Origin of the sequence: Sphingomonas sp. PWP1-2 (assembly GCF_049898305.1) — a bacterium.
Classification (GTDB): Bacteria; Pseudomonadota; Alphaproteobacteria; order Sphingomonadales; family Sphingomonadaceae; genus Sphingomonas; species Sphingomonas glacialis.
The window spans coordinates 343,830-360,617 of sequence record NZ_JAFCXM010000005.1 but is presented as its reverse complement, the minus strand read 5'-3'; the positions used below and the strand labels follow the sequence as shown (position 1 = coordinate 360,617).

Annotated in this window: 19 protein-coding genes; 10 read left to right on the top strand and 9 right to left on the bottom strand. The window is 66.4% G+C overall.

The features are described from left to right. Nucleotides 1–320: 320 nt before the first annotated feature. The gene (locus ACP7C5_RS15070) at nt 321–701 is read right to left on the bottom strand and encodes a hypothetical protein (RefSeq protein ID WP_426264840.1); all 381 of its coding nucleotides are present in this window, start codon (nt 699–701) and stop codon (nt 321–323) included. Nucleotides 702–887: 186 nt separating this feature from the next. Between ACP7C5_RS15070 and ACP7C5_RS15065 the strand changes: the two genes are divergently transcribed. Next, nucleotides 888–1,412: a gamma carbonic anhydrase family protein gene (locus ACP7C5_RS15065; RefSeq protein WP_133187557.1), complete on the top strand. Its 525-nt coding sequence runs from the start codon at nt 888–890 to the stop codon at nt 1,410–1,412. Nucleotides 1,413–1,458: 46 nt separating this feature from the next. Here the strand turns inward: ACP7C5_RS15065 and ACP7C5_RS15060 are convergent, their stop codons facing one another. Then, nucleotides 1,459–4,050: a M1 family metallopeptidase gene (locus ACP7C5_RS15060; protein ID WP_426264839.1), complete on the bottom strand. Its 2,592-nt coding sequence runs from the start codon at nt 4,048–4,050 to the stop codon at nt 1,459–1,461. 106 nt (nt 4,051–4,156) lie between these two features. Here ACP7C5_RS15060 and ACP7C5_RS15055 point away from each other — a divergent pair, with 106 nt between their 5' ends. Next, the gene (locus ACP7C5_RS15055) at nt 4,157–5,116 is read left to right on the top strand and encodes an NAD(P)H-dependent flavin oxidoreductase (protein ID WP_426264838.1); all 960 of its coding nucleotides are present in this window, start codon (nt 4,157–4,159) and stop codon (nt 5,114–5,116) included. Nucleotides 5,117–5,170: 54 nt separating this feature from the next. Here ACP7C5_RS15055 and ACP7C5_RS15050 read toward each other — a convergent pair whose 3' ends face one another. Both ACP7C5_RS15050 and ACP7C5_RS15045 read right to left on the bottom strand, forming a co-directional pair. After that, nucleotides 5,171–5,608, bottom strand: coding sequence for a DUF1465 family protein (locus ACP7C5_RS15050; protein WP_133191919.1), 438 nt, complete (start codon nt 5,606–5,608; stop codon nt 5,171–5,173). A 127-nt stretch (nt 5,609–5,735) separates the two neighbouring features. Beyond that, nucleotides 5,736–5,933: a YdcH family protein gene (locus ACP7C5_RS15045; protein WP_133187551.1), complete on the bottom strand. Its 198-nt coding sequence runs from the start codon at nt 5,931–5,933 to the stop codon at nt 5,736–5,738. Nucleotides 5,934–6,109: 176 nt separating this feature from the next. On the opposite strand from ACP7C5_RS15045, the gene ACP7C5_RS15040 reads away from it, so the two are divergent. Then, nucleotides 6,110–6,265 (top strand): YdcH family protein, encoded by a 156-nt coding sequence (locus tag ACP7C5_RS15040; protein ID WP_133187549.1) that lies wholly within the window; start codon nt 6,110–6,112, stop codon nt 6,263–6,265. Between the two features lie 56 nt (nt 6,266–6,321). Here the strand turns inward: ACP7C5_RS15040 and ACP7C5_RS15035 are convergent, their stop codons facing one another. The 3 genes from ACP7C5_RS15035 to ACP7C5_RS15025 form a co-directional block, all read right to left on the bottom strand. Continuing rightward, the gene (locus ACP7C5_RS15035) at nt 6,322–6,702 is read right to left on the bottom strand and encodes a PilZ domain-containing protein (protein WP_133187547.1); all 381 of its coding nucleotides are present in this window, start codon (nt 6,700–6,702) and stop codon (nt 6,322–6,324) included. Nucleotides 6,703–6,778: 76 nt separating this feature from the next. Continuing rightward, on the bottom strand, nt 6,779–7,243 hold the full coding sequence (dksA, locus tag ACP7C5_RS15030; RefSeq protein ID WP_133187545.1) for an RNA polymerase-binding protein DksA: 465 nt from the start codon (nt 7,241–7,243) through the stop codon (nt 6,779–6,781). 498 nt (nt 7,244–7,741) lie between these two features. After that, nucleotides 7,742–8,509, bottom strand: a complete 768-nt coding sequence (locus ACP7C5_RS15025) for a hypothetical protein (RefSeq protein ID WP_426264837.1) — start codon at nt 8,507–8,509, stop codon at nt 7,742–7,744. A gap of 145 nt (nt 8,510–8,654) precedes the next feature. Between ACP7C5_RS15025 and ACP7C5_RS15020 the strand changes: the two genes are divergently transcribed. Then, nucleotides 8,655–8,750, top strand: coding sequence for a PEP-CTERM sorting domain-containing protein (locus ACP7C5_RS15020; protein WP_133187541.1), 96 nt, complete (start codon nt 8,655–8,657; stop codon nt 8,748–8,750). Between the two features lie 59 nt (nt 8,751–8,809). On the opposite strand, the gene ACP7C5_RS15015 is transcribed toward ACP7C5_RS15020, so the two are convergent. Next, nucleotides 8,810–9,250, bottom strand: coding sequence for a host attachment family protein (locus tag ACP7C5_RS15015; RefSeq protein WP_189676936.1), 441 nt, complete (start codon nt 9,248–9,250; stop codon nt 8,810–8,812). A gap of 95 nt (nt 9,251–9,345) precedes the next feature. Here ACP7C5_RS15015 and serS point away from each other — a divergent pair, with 95 nt between their 5' ends. The 5 genes from serS to ACP7C5_RS14990 all read left to right on the top strand — a co-directional run bounded on the left by serS (nt 9,346) and on the right by ACP7C5_RS14990 (nt 14,333). After that, entirely contained in the window at nt 9,346–10,626 is a 1,281-nt protein-coding gene (serS, locus tag ACP7C5_RS15010) for a serine--tRNA ligase (protein WP_426264836.1), read from the top strand. A 124-nt stretch (nt 10,627–10,750) separates the two neighbouring features. Next, entirely contained in the window at nt 10,751–11,515 is a 765-nt protein-coding gene (gene surE / locus ACP7C5_RS15005) for a 5'/3'-nucleotidase SurE (protein WP_426264835.1), read from the top strand. Nucleotides 11,516–11,541: 26 nt separating this feature from the next. Next, complete coding sequence (locus ACP7C5_RS15000; RefSeq protein ID WP_426264834.1) at nt 11,542–12,657, top strand: peptidoglycan DD-metalloendopeptidase family protein; 1,116 nt, start codon at nt 11,542–11,544, stop codon at nt 12,655–12,657. Between the two features lie 29 nt (nt 12,658–12,686). Continuing rightward, nucleotides 12,687–13,913 carry a tyrosine--tRNA ligase gene (tyrS, locus tag ACP7C5_RS14995; protein ID WP_426264833.1) on the top strand — a complete coding sequence of 409 codons (1,227 nt, stop codon included), beginning with the start codon at nt 12,687–12,689 and terminating at the stop codon, nt 13,911–13,913. Between the two features lie 99 nt (nt 13,914–14,012). Next, complete coding sequence (locus ACP7C5_RS14990) at nt 14,013–14,333, top strand: PilZ domain-containing protein (RefSeq protein WP_133187529.1); 321 nt, start codon at nt 14,013–14,015, stop codon at nt 14,331–14,333. Nucleotides 14,334–14,336: 3 nt separating this feature from the next. Here ACP7C5_RS14990 and recG read toward each other — a convergent pair whose 3' ends face one another. Next, nucleotides 14,337–16,397, bottom strand: a complete 2,061-nt coding sequence (gene recG / locus ACP7C5_RS14985) for an ATP-dependent DNA helicase RecG (RefSeq protein WP_426264832.1) — start codon at nt 16,395–16,397, stop codon at nt 14,337–14,339. A gap of 87 nt (nt 16,398–16,484) precedes the next feature. Between recG and ACP7C5_RS14980 the strand changes: the two genes are divergently transcribed. After that, nucleotides 16,485–16,751, top strand: a complete 267-nt coding sequence (locus ACP7C5_RS14980; protein ID WP_133187525.1) for a succinate dehydrogenase assembly factor 2 — start codon at nt 16,485–16,487, stop codon at nt 16,749–16,751. Nucleotides 16,752–16,788 lie beyond the last annotated feature (37 nt).

Genomic DNA, 16,788 nt, shown 5'->3' with positions numbered 1-16,788 from the left:
CGACAATGTCAAAGAGCGCAAAATACCGACGCTAAGGAAATGCCCTCTTTTCAAAGAGCCCCTCGGCGCCGACAATTTGGTGACTGCAGAAGCGAACCGTCCGGTCCGTCGCTGCGGTGGAGTGGTCTCTAGTCGGGGTGTTTGATTCGGTCAAACGGTTTTTTGCAATTTTCTTTCAAACACGCGCTGAGCCCGCGGAAATCCTGGGATCTCCGTGGGCTCTGCACAGCTACTGCGATGTCAGATGCGCGGCCTGCGGAGCATTCCACGCCTTCCGACCGTTCGAGCAAGTCGGGGCAGGTCTGCCCTGCCCCCTATGATCACGCCTTAGCGCGACCACGCTTAGGAGACGCCGCCGCTGCAACATCCTCTGCCTCGTCGGGCTGATCTTCACCCGCCTCGGTCAGTGCCTCGCCCAGCGTCTTCAGCTTTTCCTGATTAGTCTCGGCCTTCTCGGCGATCCGCGTCGTCGCCTCGCCGAGACGATGGAGCAATGCGTGAACTCGATCGGCATCAGGCGCTTCGCGCTCGAGCTGTTTGCGTAAGGACGCGAGGTCGCGAAGAATGCCCTTTGCGCCCGGCGTGTCGATATCCGCGAGTGCGGCTTCCCAATCCTCGATCATGTCGCCGCCCTTGTCGGGCTTGGTCGAGGCGATACCGCGATTGAGGGCGTTGATCGTTCCGGCAAACTTGATGGCCATGTTGTCTTCCTCTCGGTTGCAATAGCGTATCAACGCCACGTGCACGCGCCGAGGTCCGCAGAAATGCGTGTCTTTATATCTGCTTGAGCCGGATCAAGCCGCGGAACCGGCGGCGTAAAACGGCGTGCGGCTTGCCGACCGCGCCAATCGATGTGCACGATGCCTGCACAACCCATGAGGATCGCCATGCCGCTTTATGAAATCGACGGACTCCGCCCGACGCTGGGCGAAGCGACCTGGATCGCGCCGAGCGCTGAGCTGATCGGCGACGTACGGCTCGGCGACGATGTCAGCATCTGGTTCGGCGCGGTCGTGCGCGGCGACAATACGCCGATGATCGTCGGGGCGCGCAGCAACATCCAGGAAGGCGCGATGTGCCATTCGGACCCGGGCGCCCCGCTCACCATCGGCGAAGACTGCACGATCGGCCACCACGCCGTGCTGCATGGCTGCACGATCGGCGACCGCGTGCTGATCGGGATGGGCGCGATCGTGCTCAACCACGCCGAGATCGGCGAAGGATCGATCGTCGGCGCTGGCGCGCTGGTGACCGAGGGCAAGGTATTCCCGCCTGGCAGCCTGATCGTCGGCGCGCCTGCCCGCGCCGTCCGTACGCTCGACGACGCCGCGCAGGCGATGCTGCGCGTCTCGGCCGAGCATTATGTCGCGAATGGCCGCAAATATGCCGCCGGGCTCACGCGGATCGACTGAATACCCCCCTTCCCCGGCGCTCTACGCCGGGGAAGCCGCATGCCGCTTACTGTCCGCCGGTCGCCCACGCCGCAATGTCGCCGCGGATGCGGGCATTCACCATCTGCCGTGCTGCCATCGAAGCGACGATCGCCTTGGCACCGCCACGCGCCGCTGGCGGCAGATTGGCCGCGGCGAACGCGGTAATCTTGCCCGGCATCGCCGGATCGTCCGACCCCGCGCCCAGGCTCGCGACGAAGCCGGCGCGTGTGCTCGTCTCGACCAGCGTGTTGACGAGCGGCAGATGCGCAAGCGCGAAGCCGAACGCCATGTCGGGATGGCCGCCCGCCACCGCCTTGAGCAAACCGGCCTTTTGCGGCGCAGTGAAGCGGTCGGTGGTCAAAAGATCGAGCGCGCGCTGCGCGAGCGCATCGTCCTCGGCCGCGCCGAGCAAGCGGACATAGCCGTTCTTCACCACCGGATTCTTCTCGGCGAGCGTCAGCTTGAGCAGCGCGTCCCATTCGGCCGGCGTCGCATTGGTCGCGTACGTGCCGAGGATCGGCTGACGGATCGCCGCCGGGATCGCATCGGGGTTGGTCGCCAATGCGGCGACATAGCCGCGCGCCTTGTCCGCAATCGCAGGGTCGCCGCGATGGCCGAGCACCGCGATCAGCGTTTCGCGCAGCGTTGCAACGAGCGGCGATTCGTCCTTGGTCGCGGTGAAGCCGACACGCTGCATCGCCGGAGCAAGCGTCGCGCGGACTCGCACGCGCATCGCGTCCTTCGCCGCGCCCTTGGGCAAGCGGCCCTCGAGGTCAGCGAGCTGCCCGGCAATCGTCTGCCACAGCAAGGGGTTCGCATCGGGCGCGACCGCCGCGACATCGGCGAAATAGCGATCGAGCTTCTGGTTGCCGCCCTTGGCGAGCGCGAAATCGTCGCCGAGCGTGCCGAGCTGATCGGTCAGTGCGAGCGTGCCGAAGTCGCGCACGATCGCGTCATGCCCAGCCTGGCTGTAGAGAACGCGCGCATACGACCCCTTGTCGCGGTTGAGCACGACGGTGCCGCAGCCGCCCACGCTGACCGTCGTCGGCTTCGCCCCGCGCACCACGGCGCGCGTCACCGGCTGTCCGACCACACCGAGCGTCAGCGGCACGTGCCAGTCGAGCGGCTGCTTGGCGGTCGCATCATAGCCGAAACGGCCTTGCGTCAGCCTCACCTGCGTCTTGCCCGCGACACAGCGCGCGCCCGTCATCGTGACGAGCGGGACGCCGGGCTGGAGCGTAAAATCGTGCGCGACGTCGGCGACCGAGCGCCCTGCGGCGGCCGAAAGCTCGGCCCACAGCTGATCGGTCGTGGTGTTGCCGTATTTGTACTTCGCCATGTAGCGGCGGATGCCGTCGCGGAACACATCCGGGCCGAGCGTCGACTCCATCATGCCGATGACCGCCTGCCCCTTCGCGTAGGTGATCCCGTCGAACGCCTCGCCGATCTGGTCGACCGTCTCGACATGGCGGATGATCGGATGCGTCGCGGCGGTCGCATCGACCTGCAGCGCGCCTTCGCGATCCTGCGCCACCGCGGTCGCGCCGGCGAACCAGTCGGGGTTGAGGTCGATGCTCGACTTGTTCTCCATCCACGAGGCGAAGCCTTCGTTGAGCCAGAGATCGTCCCACCAGTTCATCGTGACGAGATCGCCGAACCATTGGTGCGCCATCTCGTGCGCGACGACGGTGTAAATGCGCTGCTTGCCGCTCTGCGTCGCGCGCTTCTTGTCGTAGAGCAATTCGGGCTCGAAATAGAAGACCGCGCCCCAATTCTCCATCGCGCCGAAGAACTGGCTCGAGCCCGGGCCGGCGATCATGTCGAGCTTGGGCAGCGGATAGGGCTGGCCGAAATAGTCGTTGTAATAGGTCAGCAGGCGCTTGGCCGATTCGAGCGCGTAATCGCCCTGGTCGACGACGCCGCGGCGCGTGATGACACCGATCTCGGTCTTGCCCGCCATCACCGTCTTGCGCTCGACATCGCCCATGCCGAGGAAGAGCAGATAGCTCGACATCTTCGGCGTCTCGGCAAAGTGGTACAGCTTGGTGCCGTCGCCTTGCTTGGTCACGCTGGCGACGGGCATGTTCGAGAAAGCGGTCTGGTCGCCGGGCGCGACGGTGCTGAGCTTGAAGGTCGCCTTGTAGCCGGGCTCGTCCCACATCGGCGCGAAGCGGCGCGCATCGGGCGCCTCGAACTGCGTGACCAGCAGCCGTGACGACGAGCCGTCCTGGTTGCTGTAATCGATCGCGAACAGGCCCGCAGCCGAGGTGTTGATCGTGCCGGTCCAGGCGAATTGGACACGGTGCTGGCCCGCGGCGAGCATCGTCGGCAGCGTCAACGTCAGCTGCTGCTTGGTGGTATCGATCGTGAAGGGGACCGCCGCCCCGTCGACCATCGCGCGCGAAATCTTGAGGTCGGCGGCGTTGAGCACGACCGTGCGAGTAGGCTTCGCCACCGCGATGCTGATCGTTTCCTCGCCCGAAAAGGTCATCGCCTTGGCGTCGGGGCGAATCGTGATGTCATAGGCGACCGGCGCGATGCCACTGGGCAATTGCCCGACAGCGAAAGCAGGAGTCGCGGTTCCGAGCAACAGCGCGGCGGCAAGGGTGAGCTTCACTTCGTTACTCCGGAAACAAACGGGGATTTGCGCGCCATAAGGCTTTCTGCACGCGAGGCAAATCGAGGCCGCTGGACAGTCCTTTCGGTTGCGCTATGAAACGGACATGAGCACACCGCCCCTCCTCTCGTCGCTGCGGCTTCCCCTGATCGGCTCGCCGCTGTTTATCATCTCGGGTCCCGAACTGGTGATCGCGCAGTGCAAGGCGGGGATCGTCGGATCCTTCCCCGCGCTCAACGCGCGACCGCAAGCGATGCTCGACGAATGGCTCCACCGCATCACCGAGGAACTGGCGGCGCATAACCGCGACCATCCCGAGCGCCCGGCGGCGCCGTTCGCGGTCAACCAGATCGTCCATCGCTCGAACGAGCGGCTCGAGGCCGACCTCGCGACCTGCGCGAAGTGGCAAGTGCCGATCGTCATCACCTCGCTCGGCGCACGTGAGGATCTCAACACCGCGGTGCACAGCTGGGGCGGGATCACGCTGCACGACGTGATCGACGACCGCTTCGCGCGCAAGGCGATCGAAAAGGGCGCCGACGGGCTGATCGCGGTTGCCGCCGGCGCGGGCGGGCACGCAGGGCGGCTGTCGCCCTTCGCGATCATCCAGGAAATCCGGCAGTGGTTCGACGGACCGCTCGCCTTGTCGGGCTCGATCGCAACGGGCGACGCCATCCTCGCAGCGCAAGCGATGGGCGCCGATTTCGGCTATATGGGCTCACCTTTCATCGCCTCGCTCGAGGCGAATGCCGAGGCCGCGTACAAACAGGGGATCGTCGAGGGCAAGGCCGCCGACATCGTCTATTCGAACCTGTTCACCGGCGTGCACGGCAATTACCTGCGCGCCTCGATCGTCGCGGCGGGCATGGACCCCGATGCGCTGCCCGAAGGTGATCTCAAGACGATGGACTTCGGCACCGGCAACGGCGCCAAGCCCAAGGCGTGGAAGGAAATCTGGGGATCGGGCCAGGGGATCGGCGTGATCGAGCGCATCGAGTCGGTCGCGGCGATGGTCGACCGGTTCGAAGCGCAGTACCGCGCGGCGCGCGAGCGGCTGAAGCTCTGAACGACCGGGGCCGGACGGATCCGGCCCCCTCGCCTCATAGGCTCGCGCGGCGGGCTAGAACGCCATCGCCAGCCGCTGGTGCAGCGATCGCACCGGGCTTTCGATCTCGAGGTCTACGCCCGCGCTGGCATCGTCGAGCCGCGCGACGCGGCCATGCAATTCCACGCTCGCCGCGATCAGCGTGCGCGCCGATTCGGGCATCTGTTCGAGCGCCACCGAATCGGTCACCGGCGCGGTGCCGAGCCGGCGCGACGGATCGAGCGCGTCACGCGGCAGCATTTCCCCCGCCTCAACCGCGCGCTGCGTCAGCAGCCAGGCGATGATGTGCATCAAGCGAGTCGTGACCTTGAGCGATTCGCACGAGAAGGCGACGCGCGCCATCGGATCGAGCGCTTCGCGATCGGCGCGCCCGCCCTCATCGAAATAGCTGCGGGCTTCGTCGGCCAGCACCATCGCATCAATATACAGCGTGTCTATCACGCGCCGCTGCATCCGTAAGTCGTGCCAATTTACTCGCATCGCTGACCTTAGCCATAATCGAAGGCGCAAAGGTAGCGCGTCCATCGCAGATTTGCGGCGGCATGTCCCAAAGCGGAGCGGCGCGCCAGACGCTGGTGGCCTAGGCGATGATGTCGGGAATCAACTGGTCTTCGAGCAGCGCGATCTCGTCGCGCAGCCGCAGCTTGCGCTTCTTGAACCGCGCAAGCTGGAGCTGGTCCGCCGAGCCGCTGTCGATCAGCGCGCCTATGGCCGAATCCAGATCTCGATGTTCGACGCGTAACACCTCGAGGCGCTTTGCGATAAGGCTGTCGTCCATTCGGTCCCCGCTCGATTGCCCCGTCTTAGCAAATCGCGTGGCTGCGACACGGATAAAATCGACCGGTCGCGCAATTCGGTGCGCGCGTCGCGATCCCGCAAAATGAGGGAAGACAATTAACCTCAAGCATGGTTCTATTCGCTCCCCCAAGCAGCTCATGAAGGAGGTACGCATCCATGCAGACCGCGCATCATTCGGCCCTGACGGCCAAGCATGCAGTCCTCGATCGACAGATCGCCACCGAAGCGCAGCGTCCCTTACCCGACGCCGTTACGCTGGCCGCGCTGAAGAAGCAGAAGCTCAGGATCAAACAGGAATTGGCGCAAATCTGACGCCACAGGGCCCGGGCGCAGCGCGTCCGGGTCCGCTTACCTGCCGATCGATCGACTCAGCGAAGCGGGCGACCGAAGATCGGCTTTACAAAGGTTGGCGTTTGCGCGCCCTGCCCGACGGGCTTGCGCGCCAGCAGCGGATCGATCTGCTGGTCGAACGCCACGCCAATGCGCCCGGCCGCCGACCAAGCAACCTGCCCGGGCACCCAGCCAATTCCCCGCACATCGAATTCGACGCGCAGGCCCTGTTCGAGCCCACCCTGGAGTTCGGCCATCAAGCCACCGGCCGACAGATTGCGCACCCGGAGCGGACGAACCTCGCTACCACCGACGACGCGGAAATCCGCCATCAGGAAAAGGCTGTCGCGCGACTCCTGCCGGTTGTGGGCGCCATCCTCGTCGGGAGCGCTGAGGGGATCGTGGGAATATTGATCCATCGCCTGAAACTTACGGCCTCCGTTATGATCGTGATAGCCGGGGAAATGTATCGAACCACTTAACAGATGCGGAAGATCACTCTTCGCGCGAAATCTTTTCCTGGCGTTCGTGGCGCTCCTGCGCCTCGACCGTCATCGTCGCGATCGGGCGTGCCTCGAGCCGGGCGAGCGAGATCGGTTCGCCGGTCACCTCGCAATAGCCATATTCGCCTTCATCGATTCGGCGCATCGCCGCTTCGATCTTGGAGATGAGCTTGCGCTGGCGATCGCGCGTGCGCAGTTCGATCGACCAGTCGGTCTCGCTTGACGCGCGATCGGTCAGATCGGCTTCGCGCAGCGTATCGACTTGGAGCTGCGACAGCGTTCCTGCCGCCTCGCGCAGGATCGAGTCCTTCCACCCCTGCAGCTTGGCGCGGAAATACGCCTGCTGCCGCGGGTTCATGAACTCTTCGTCGGCGCTTGGCCGGTAGCCGTCATCACCGCCGACGGGCGGCACTGCGAACTTCGCGGAGTCATCGTGTCGATTCAAGACCGTCGCCATCCCATTTTCTCCCACAGCCGCACGATGCCGAACGCATCGTGGGTCCGCCCCCGGGTCAACTCACGTCGTGCGGGCCTATAGCCATGCCCTTGAAGCTCCACAAGCAATCCGATGCGATCTTCTTCGGTTGCTTCGCGTGATGTGCTTTTCCCGCACCCACCCGAACACGCATGGGCGCCGTGCGAGCGGCGAACGCGCCTGTGTCCCAAGACGAAACGTTAACTCACAATCAACCTTTGCGAATGTGACAAAATCGTGGATTAAGGGTTGTGAGGTGGGGAACGCGCTTGAACGTAACGATTTGTTGCCGTTTACCCGATAAAGCGACGTGGCGAAACTTACCGTGGAACGCCATATAGTATTGATTTAACGGTAAAGAGAGAGTGGCGATATGTCGGTGCGGATGGCCTTGGCGAAACTGTGTGCCTGTGCGTGCGGCGGCGCGATCATCGGCGGCGGCGCGGTGCATGTCGCGGATTCGTCTCGGGCCCGCACGGCCTATGTCCACAAGACCAAGCGAATCGTACGCAAGACAGCGGTGGCCTCGGTGCGCCGGGTCCGTCGAGTCGTGACGACGACGCGTACCACCCCGCCACCGCAAGTGGTCGTGGTGACGACGCAGGGCGCGCCGATCCCACTGCCGCCCGCGTTCAACGGTTTTAACGGGTCTCCGGGCGGCTTTGGCCCAGCGGTGATCGGCGGCGGCTTCGGCGGCGGCGGCGGCTTCTTTGCTGGGGGCTTCTTCGGTGGCGGCGGTGGCGGCGGAGGCGGCGGCAACATCACGATATCGTCGACGTCGACCGGCAGCAGCGGCACCGTCGTCAACGTATCGTCGGGCGGATCTTCGACCAGTTCGTCCACCAGCGGCGGGTCGACCTCGACTGGCGGCTCGTCGACATCGACCGGCGGTTCCTCTACCTCGACCGGCGGCTCCTCGACCTCGACCGGCGGCTCCTCGACCTCGACCGGCGGCTCCTCCACGTCGAGTGGTGCAGTCTCCAGCACCTCGTCGTCGGGCGGCAGCGGCGGATCCTCGACCAGCACCGGCGGCGCGACCGTGTCGAGCACGTCGTCGACGGGCGGATCGTCGTCGAGCGGCAACGTCTCCTCCGCGTCGGGCGGCAGCAGCGGCGATGTGTCGTCGTCGACCTCCTCGAGCGGCAACGTTTCGTCGGCCTCTTCGTCGTCGACATCGTCGAGCGGCAACGTCTCCTCGGCATCGAGCGGCAATGTCTCGTCGGCCAGTTCGTCGAACGGATCGAGCACGAGCACCTCGTCGGCCAGCTCGAGCAGCTATGGATCGAGCAGCCACGGTTGGAATTCGAGCAGCAATTGGGGCAGCAGCAGCTATGGCAGCTCGAGCTGCGGCGCGAACTGCACCCCCGGCAATCCCGATGGCCCGCCCGCACCAGTGCCAGCGCCGCCGATGGTCCTGCTGTTCGGCGCAGCGGCGGCAGCGCTCGTCGCGCGCAAGCGCTTCACCAAGCGGAACGCCATCGCCGCCTGACCGGCTGATCGCGCGAATACAAACGGGCTCCCGCGACCATCGCGGGAGCCCGCTTTGTTTCAGGCGGCTTGCAGCGCCTTTTCGATCTGGTCGATCGGATGGCCGGTCAGATCCTTGTCGAGCTCGCCGCTCAACCGCGCGCTGACTTCGCTGTGATAATGCTTGCGCAGCTCGCCGAGCGTCCGCGGCGGGGCGACGACGAACAGCTGGTCGTAATCGTTCGCCAGCGCACGCTTCTTGAGCAGCGCGGCGGTGTCGGCGGCGAAGCGGTCTTCCTCCTGCTGGTGGAAATCGACCTCGGCCATCGAATTATGGCCGCCACCGACGCTCGACGACGAGCGTCCGGCGTGGTCGGTCTTCTGCTCGCCGTCGCTCGGATTGATCTGCTCGACCGCGCGCTCGACGACGAGGTTCGGATGCGTCGCGTCGCCCTCGTTGCGCAGGAACAGCGACTTGCGGCCATCGGCGACGAGCACGACGGCGTTGTGGGAAATCTGCATGGGCGCTGGCCTCTTATGGTTGGTGGTATCTCGGGCAACGCGCCGCGTGCCGCGCGGGTTGCGCGCTTGCGGCAGGCTGGGCATAGCCTGCGACCATGCATGATATCCGATCGATCCGCGAAAACCCTGCCGCCTTCGATGCCGCGCTCGCGCGTCGCGGGCTGTCGCCGCTCGCCGCCGGGCTGGTCGCGCTCGACGAGCGCCACCGCGCGCTGATCACCGAAGCGCAGACCGGCCAGGCGCGCCGCAACGAAGCCTCGAAGGCGATCGGTGCGGCCAAGGCCAAGAAGGACGACGCCACCGCCGCCAGCCTGATGGCCGAGGTCGCCGCGTTGAAGGAGCGGATGCACGCGATCGAGGCCGAGGAAAAGGATGTCGCGGCACAGCTCAAGGCCGCGCTCGAGATCATCCCCAATCTGCCCGCCGACGACGTGCCGCACGGCGCGGGCGAAGGAGAGAATGTCGAAGTCGCCCGCTGGGGCACCCCGCGCGGCTTCGACTTCACGCCGCGCGAACATGCCGATCTCGCGCCTGCGCTCGGCATGGATTTCGAGACCGGCGCGCGGCTTTCGGGTGCGCGTTTCACCTTCCTGCGCGGCGACATGGCGCGGCTGCACCGTGCGCTCGGCCAGTTCATGCTCGACGTTCAAACGCGCGAGCATGGCTATGAGGAATGCAACCCGCCCGTGCTCGTCAAGAATGAGGCGATGTACGGCACCGACAAGCTGCCGAAGTTCGCCGAGGACAGCTTCCGCACGACCGACGATCGCTGGCTCATCCCGACGAGCGAAGTCAGCCTGACTGCGAGCGTGATGGGCGAATTGCTCGATGAAAGCGCGCTCCCGCTGCGGCTGACCGCGCTTACTTTGTGCTTCCGTTCCGAAGCGGGCGCGGCCGGACGCGACACGCGCGGCTTCATCCGCCAGCACCAGTTCGAGAAATGCGAGCTCGTCAGCGTCGTGCGCCCCGACGACAGCGAGGCCGAGCACCAGCGCATGGTCCGCGCCGCCGAGACGATCCTCGAACGCCTGAACTTGCCCTATCGCAAGCTGTTGCTCTGCACCGGCGACATGGGCTTCGGCGCGCGCAAGACCTACGACCTCGAAGTCTGGCTGCCCGGCCAGAACGCGTATCGTGAGATCAGTTCGTGCTCGAACACCGGTGCGTTCCAGGCGCGACGGATGAACACGCGCTACCGCGTCGCGGGCGAGAAGAAGACAGAGTTCGTCCACACGCTCAACGGCTCGGGGCTCGCGGTCGGGCGGACGTTGGTGGCAGTGCTCGAGAATTATCAGAATACGGACGGCAGCGTCACGGTGCCGGAGGCGCTGCTACCCTATATGGGTGGCGTGACGCGGTTGGAGCCCAAGCACTGACCCGAACCGTTCGTGCTGAGCCTGTCGAAGCACTGCTCGCCACACACACTTCGGAATGTGTGGCGAGCAGCCCTTCGACAAGCTCAGGGCGAACGGGAGTTGGTTCGAATTTGAAAGAGATCCGATGCGCATCTTGCTCACCAACGATGACGGCTATCACGCCCCCGGCCTCAAGGTGCTCGAGGCGATCGCGGCGCGCTTTTCGGACGATGTGTGGGTCGTCGCCCCCGCCGACGAGCAATCGGGCGCGGGCCATTCGCTGACGCTCACCCGGCCGATCCGCGTCCGCCAGCATGGCGAGCAGCGCTTTGCCGTCGCGGGAACGCCGACCGACGCGGTGATGATGGCGCTCGCCAGGATCATGGCCGATCACAAGCCAGACCTGATCCTGTCGGGGGTCAATCGCGGCGCCAACCTTGCCGAGGACGTGACCTATTCGGGCACCGTCTCGGCGGCGATGGAGGGCGCGCTCGCGAGCGTTCGCTCGATCGCGCTGAGCCAGGTCTATGACAAGCAGGGCATGGGCGACACCGTCCCGTTCGATGCCGCCGCGGCATGGGGCGAGCGCGTGCTGCGCCCGCTGATCGATGCACCACTCGAGCCGCGCACGCTCGTCAACGTCAATTTCCCGGCAGGCGCGGCCGATGCGGTGAAGGGCATCCGGATCGCGCAACAGGGGCTGCGCGACTATGGCCGCTTGCAGATCGTCACCAATCGCGATCCGCGCGGGTATGACTATCACTGGTTCGCGCTCGGTCCGCCGATCGACACGCCGGCGCATTCGACCGATCTCGAAGCCGTGGCCGACGGGTTCATCGCGGTGACGCCCTTGCATCTCGACCTGACACATCACGCGTCGCTCGCTATGCTTAACCAGCTCTACACGTAACGGTCGGGGCGATCAGGGGGACGGGGATGGTGCGGGGCAGGGAATACGGCTGGGCGGCAATGCTGCTGTTGACGACGCTCGGCGCGTGTATTCCCAATCCCGACCGACCCGACCGCGGGTATCGCCCGCCGCGCGATCGCCAGGATACGGCGTGGCGCGACGAACGGACCGGCCCGCGCGACGATACACAGCCCGAACGCTACGAACCGCGCCGCATCGACGAACGCGTCTCCGCCCTCCCCGCGCCCTTGCCGGCGTGGCAAGCCCGCCCCGTCACCGCCGATGCCGCGACGATCGATACGACCACCTATCTCGTCCGCCCTGGCGACACGCTGCGCGCGATTGCCGATCGTACCGGCGGCGGATCCGAAGCGATCGCGCGCGCAAACCAGCTGCCTCCGCCCTTCGTGGTGCGCGCCGGCCAGCGGCTGACGATCCCGGGCGGGCGCTATCATCTCGTGCGCGCGGGCCAGACCGGCATCGCGATCGCGCGCGCCTATGCGGTCGATTGGTCGCGGATCATCGCCGCCAACGATTTGACCGCGCCCTACACGCTGCGCGTCGGGATGCGCGTTTTGATCCCGGGCACCGCTGGCGGCAGTTCGGCGGCCGAGCGCGCCGCCGCCTTCACGCTCGACATCGATGATATCCTCACCGGCAGCGAGCCCGCGCTCGCGGCCAACCAGCGCCCCGCCCAGCCGACCGCGTCGCCGCGCCGCGTGCTCGCGCCGACGCAAGCGGTCGCCGAGCCGGCGCAGTTGACGAGCGGCTTCGCCTGGCCGGTCCACGGCAAGATCATCACGCGCTTCGGCCCCGGCGCTTCGGGTGAGAAGTTCAACGGCGTCAACATCGCCGTGCCGATCGGCACGCCGATTCTCGCCTCGGCGGACGGCGTCGTGGCTTATGCCGGCAGCGGGGTTCCGACGCTCGGCGGCCTGGTGATCGTTAAGCACGGGTCGAGCTGGACGACGGTCTATGCCAATGCCAGCCAGTTGCTCGTCCGGCGCGGTCAGGCGGTCAAGCGCGGCCAGACGATCGCACTGTCGGGCGATTCGGGCGCGGCGAGCCGGCCCGAGGTTCATTTCGAAATGCGCAAGGGCCGCACCCCGGTCGATCCGCAACGGCAATTGCCGGGGATTTAACGAACGCAAAAATCGGCTATGCGCGCGGAATGACCGAGCAAACTTCCGATCTCCTCCGCCTGCTTTCGACGCGCGGCTATATCCACCAGACCACCGACGCGGCGGCGCTCGATGCGCTTGCGGCGAAGCAAGTCGTGCCGGGCTATATCGGCTTCGATCCGACCGCGCCCTCGCTCCATGTCGGCAGCCTGGTGCAGATCATGCTGCTGCGCCGGCTCCAGCAGGCCGGCCACAAGCCGATCGTGCTGATGGGCGGCGGCACCGGAAAGATCGGCGATCCGAGCTTCAAGGACGAGGCCCGCAAGCTGCTCGACCATGACGGGATCGCGCACAATGTCGCCTCGATCCGCCGCATCTTCGAACGCTTCCTGACTTTTGGGGACGGCCCGTCGGACGCGATCATGCTCGACAACGCCGAGTGGCTCGACAAGCTCGAATACATCCCGTTCCTGCGCGACGTCGGCCAGCATTTCTCGGTCAATCGCATGCTCGGGTTCGACTCGGTCAAGCTGCGGCTCGACCGCGAGCAATCGCTGTCGTTCCTCGAATTCAACTACATGATCCTCCAGGCTTACGACTTCCTCGAACTGTCGCGCCGCGCCGGGTGCCGGCTGCAAATGGGCGGATCGGACCAGTGGGGCAACATCGTCAACGGGATCGAGCTTTCGCGCCGGATGGACGGGACCGAGGTGTTCGGCATCACGACGCCGCTCATCACCACCGCCGACGGCGGGAAGATGGGCAAGACCATGTCGGGCGCGGTGTGGCTCCACGAGGACCAGCTGCCGCATTACGATTACTGGCAATTCTGGCGCAATACCGACGACCGCGACGTCGGGCGCTTCCTGCGGCTGTTCACCGATCTGCCGCTCGACGAGATCGCGCGGCTCGAGGCGCTCGAGGGCGCCGAGATCAACGCCGCCAAGATCGTCCTCGCCAACGCCGCGACCACGATGTGCCGTGGTGAAGCCGCGGCACTCGAGTCCGCCGAAACCGCGCGCCGGACCTTCGAGGAAGGGGCGGCGGGCGGCTCGCTGCCGACCTTCACCGTGAGCGGCGATATCGGCATCGTCGACGCGTTGATCGGCCTGGGCTTCGCTGCGTCGAAGGGCGAAGCGAAGCGGCTGATCAAGGGCGGTGGCGCGCGCGTCGGTGCCGACAAGGTCAGCGACGAAGCGATGATCGTCAGCGTCGGCGATGCGCCGGTGCGGATCGCGGCAGGCAAGAAGAACCACGGCTTGCTCGTCCGCGGCTGATTGCGCCACAGTTCGGGTAATCCGCTGTTAAGCGGGTTCGTTCCGTACTGCTTCACACCCGCGGCCCTAGCGTCGAGGCCACCCAAGAGGGGGCTGGTAATGGGTAAGGCGTTGGACTTGGCGACAGCGGAGAGCCGGACGCTCGTCCGCGACGAAGTACATTACCGCGCACGGGCGTTCGGGCCCGACGCGCGGCAACTCTCCTTGCTGATCGTAAATCTCTCGGCCGCCGGGCTGATGGCGCGGTGCGACCTGAGCTACGGCGTCGGCGATCGGCTTCGCGTCACGCTGCCGGTGGTCGGGGTGGTGGTTGCCGAGATCCGCTGGGCGCTTGGCGGGCGGATCGGCTGCGAACTCGACGTGGCGATCGCATTGCCCGAATATTACGAACTGCTCGCGGTGCTGTTGAAGGCGAAGTAGCGCTCAGCCGGACCGCAACAGCGCAACCCCGGCATCGCGCTCGAACAGATAGAGCGCGGTGCGCGCCGCCTGCCCGCGTGCACCCTCGAGCCCGCCGTCGCGGTCGATCAGCAGCCGCGCATCGTCGGTCGCGACCGGAAGGAGCGTCATCAGCATGTCGGGCGTGGCCAAACGAAAGCCCGCCTCGCCCGATTGCTTGGTGCCGAGCAGCTCCCCTGCCCCGCGCAAGCGCAGATCTTCCTCGGCGATGCGGAAGCCATCGGTCGTCTCGCGCATCAAGGCGAGCCGCGCGCGCGACGTTTCGCTGAGCGACCCGCCGCGGATCAGCAGGCAGTTCGACTTGCCCGAGCCGCGCCCGACACGACCGCGCAGCTGGTGGAGCTGCGCGAGCCCGAAGCGATCGGCATGTTCGATCACGATCAGCGTCGCATTGGGCACGTCGACCCCGACCTCGATCACCGTCGTCGCGACGAGCACGCCGAGCTGCCCGGCCGAGAACGCGCTCATCACCGCGTCCTTCTCGGCGGGCTTCATCTTGCCGTGGACCAGCCCGACGCGGTTGCCGAAGCGCGCACGCAGCGTCTCGGCGCGCGCCTCGGCGGCGGCCATGTCGCTCTTCTCGCTTTCCTCAACCAAGGGGCAGACCCAGTATGCCTGGCCCTCGTCAGACAAATGTCGGCCGAGCGCATCGACGACATCGGCGAGCCGGTCCTCGGAAATCACGCGCGTCTCGATCGGCTGCCTGCCCGGGGGCATCTCGTCGAGCTGGCTGACATCCATCTCGCCATAATTGGCGAGCGTCAGCGTGCGCGGGATCGGCGTTGCCGTCATCGCCAGCAAATGCGGTGCGGCCTTGGCCTTGGCCTGGAGCATCATCCGCTGCGCGACGCCGAAGCGATGCTGCTCGTCGACCACGACCAGCCCGAGATCCTTGTAGGCGACCGCCTCCTGAAAGATCGCGTGCGTGCCGATCAGGATGTCGATCGTCCCCGCGGCGAGCCCCATCAGCGTCGCCTCGCGCACCTTGCCCTTGTCGCGCCCGGTGAGCACCGCGACCTCGACCGGCAGCCCGGCGAGCGTGCGGCGCAGCGATTCGTAATGCTGGCGCGCGAGGATCTCGGTCGGCGCGAGCAATGCCGCCTGCGCGCCCGCCTCGACCGCGACGAGCATCGCGAGCGTCGCGACGAGCGTCTTGCCCGAGCCGACATCGCCTTGCAGCAAGCGCAGCATCGGTTGCGGCTGGGCGAGGTCGCCCTCGATCTCGCGCACGGTACGCGCCTGCGCGCCGGTGAGCTCATAAGGCAGCCGCAGCGCATCGCGCAGCTTGCCGGTCCCCGCGAGCGCCCGTCCCCGCCTTGCCCGCGACGATTGGCGCACAAGCATCAGTGCCAGCTGGTTGGCAAAGATCTCGTCATACGCCAGCCGCTCGCGCGCCATCGCGTCGGAGGGATCGGCGTGGATCCGCGCGAGCGCCTCGCGCCAGGCGGGCCATTGCTGCTTGGCGAGTAACCCAGGCTCGATCCATTCGGTCAGGTCTGGCGCGCGTTCGATCGCCTGCGCGGCGAGCTGGCCGAGCCGCTTCGAGGTCATCCCCTCCGACAGCGGATAGATCGCCTCGCGCTCGGGCGTGTCGCCGGCTTCCTCGAGCGGCAAGACATAGTCGGGGTGGACCATTTGCAGATCCTGCCCGTACATTTCGAGCCGGCCCGACACGCGGCGTGGCTCGCCGACCGGCAGCAACTTCTTCGCCCAGCCCGAATTCCCGCCGAAATAGACGAGGCTGACGACGTTGCCGAGCGCATCGGTCGCATGGACCCGCGTCGGCCCGCGCCCCGCGCTCGAGCGGTACGATTGCGCGGTCAGCGTGATCGCGATCACCCGCCCGGCATCGGCCATGTCGAGCTCTTCACGCGCGAGACGATCGACCCAGCCGGTCGGCAGATGGAAGGCGACATCGACGACGCGCGACAGGCCGAGCCGGTCGAGCGGTTTGGCGAGTGCCGGGCCGATGCCCTTCAGCGCCGTGACTTCGGCGAACAATGGATTGAGGATATCGGGTCGCATGACTATCTGGGTCCTCTACCCCCACCCGGCTTCCGCCGCCAGCGTTCCGCTGTCGGTCGGTGTCGGGCATTTCTGTATGGAGCGAGCATGGACCGCGAGACCCGCCTGAAACGCCTGCGCTTCCGCGCCTGGCACCGTGGCACCAAGGAAGCCGATCTGCTGATCGGCGGCTTCTTCGATGCGCGCTCGGCGGGCTGGGACGGTGCCGAGCTCACGCTGGTCGAGGAGCTGCTCGAGGAGCAGGACGTCGATATCATGGCGTGGGCGATCGGGACCGATACCTGCCCCGAACGCTATCGCGGATCGATCCTCGAGGCGCTGCAGGCGCTCAACTACGTGCCGATCGCGGAATAGTCTCTCGTTCCCCGGCCGTGTGCCGGGGTGACGGACC

Excerpts from the sequence above, each read along its gene's own strand:
- tyrS (WP_426264833.1), top strand. The coding sequence starts at position 12,687 with ATGACCGAGCAAACTTCCGATCTCCTCCGCCTGCTTTCGACGCGCGGC.
- ACP7C5_RS15070 (WP_426264840.1), bottom strand. The coding sequence starts at position 701 with ATGGCCATCAAGTTTGCCGGAACGATCAACGCCCTCAATCGCGGTATC.
- ACP7C5_RS15015 (WP_189676936.1), bottom strand. The coding sequence starts at position 9,250 with ATGCAGATTTCCCACAACGCCGTCGTGCTCGTCGCCGATGGCCGCAAG.
- dksA (WP_133187545.1), bottom strand. The coding sequence starts at position 7,243 with ATGGCGACGGTCTTGAATCGACACGATGACTCCGCGAAGTTCGCAGTG.
- serS (WP_426264836.1), top strand. The coding sequence starts at position 9,346 with ATGCATGATATCCGATCGATCCGCGAAAACCCTGCCGCCTTCGATGCC.
- ACP7C5_RS15035 (WP_133187547.1), bottom strand. The coding sequence starts at position 6,702 with ATGGATCAATATTCCCACGATCCCCTCAGCGCTCCCGACGAGGATGGC.
- ACP7C5_RS15050 (WP_133191919.1), bottom strand. The coding sequence starts at position 5,608 with ATGCAGCGGCGCGTGATAGACACGCTGTATATTGATGCGATGGTGCTG.
- surE (WP_426264835.1), top strand. The coding sequence starts at position 10,751 with ATGCGCATCTTGCTCACCAACGATGACGGCTATCACGCCCCCGGCCTC.
- ACP7C5_RS14990 (WP_133187529.1), top strand. The coding sequence starts at position 14,013 with ATGGGTAAGGCGTTGGACTTGGCGACAGCGGAGAGCCGGACGCTCGTC.
- recG (WP_426264832.1), bottom strand. The coding sequence starts at position 16,397 with ATGCGACCCGATATCCTCAATCCATTGTTCGCCGAAGTCACGGCGCTG.
- ACP7C5_RS15065 (WP_133187557.1), top strand. The coding sequence starts at position 888 with ATGCCGCTTTATGAAATCGACGGACTCCGCCCGACGCTGGGCGAAGCG.
- ACP7C5_RS14980 (WP_133187525.1), top strand. The coding sequence starts at position 16,485 with ATGGACCGCGAGACCCGCCTGAAACGCCTGCGCTTCCGCGCCTGGCAC.
- ACP7C5_RS15040 (WP_133187549.1), top strand. The coding sequence starts at position 6,110 with ATGCAGACCGCGCATCATTCGGCCCTGACGGCCAAGCATGCAGTCCTC.
- ACP7C5_RS15000 (WP_426264834.1), top strand. The coding sequence starts at position 11,542 with ATGGTGCGGGGCAGGGAATACGGCTGGGCGGCAATGCTGCTGTTGACG.
- ACP7C5_RS15055 (WP_426264838.1), top strand. The coding sequence starts at position 4,157 with ATGAGCACACCGCCCCTCCTCTCGTCGCTGCGGCTTCCCCTGATCGGC.
- ACP7C5_RS15045 (WP_133187551.1), bottom strand. The coding sequence starts at position 5,933 with ATGGACGACAGCCTTATCGCAAAGCGCCTCGAGGTGTTACGCGTCGAA.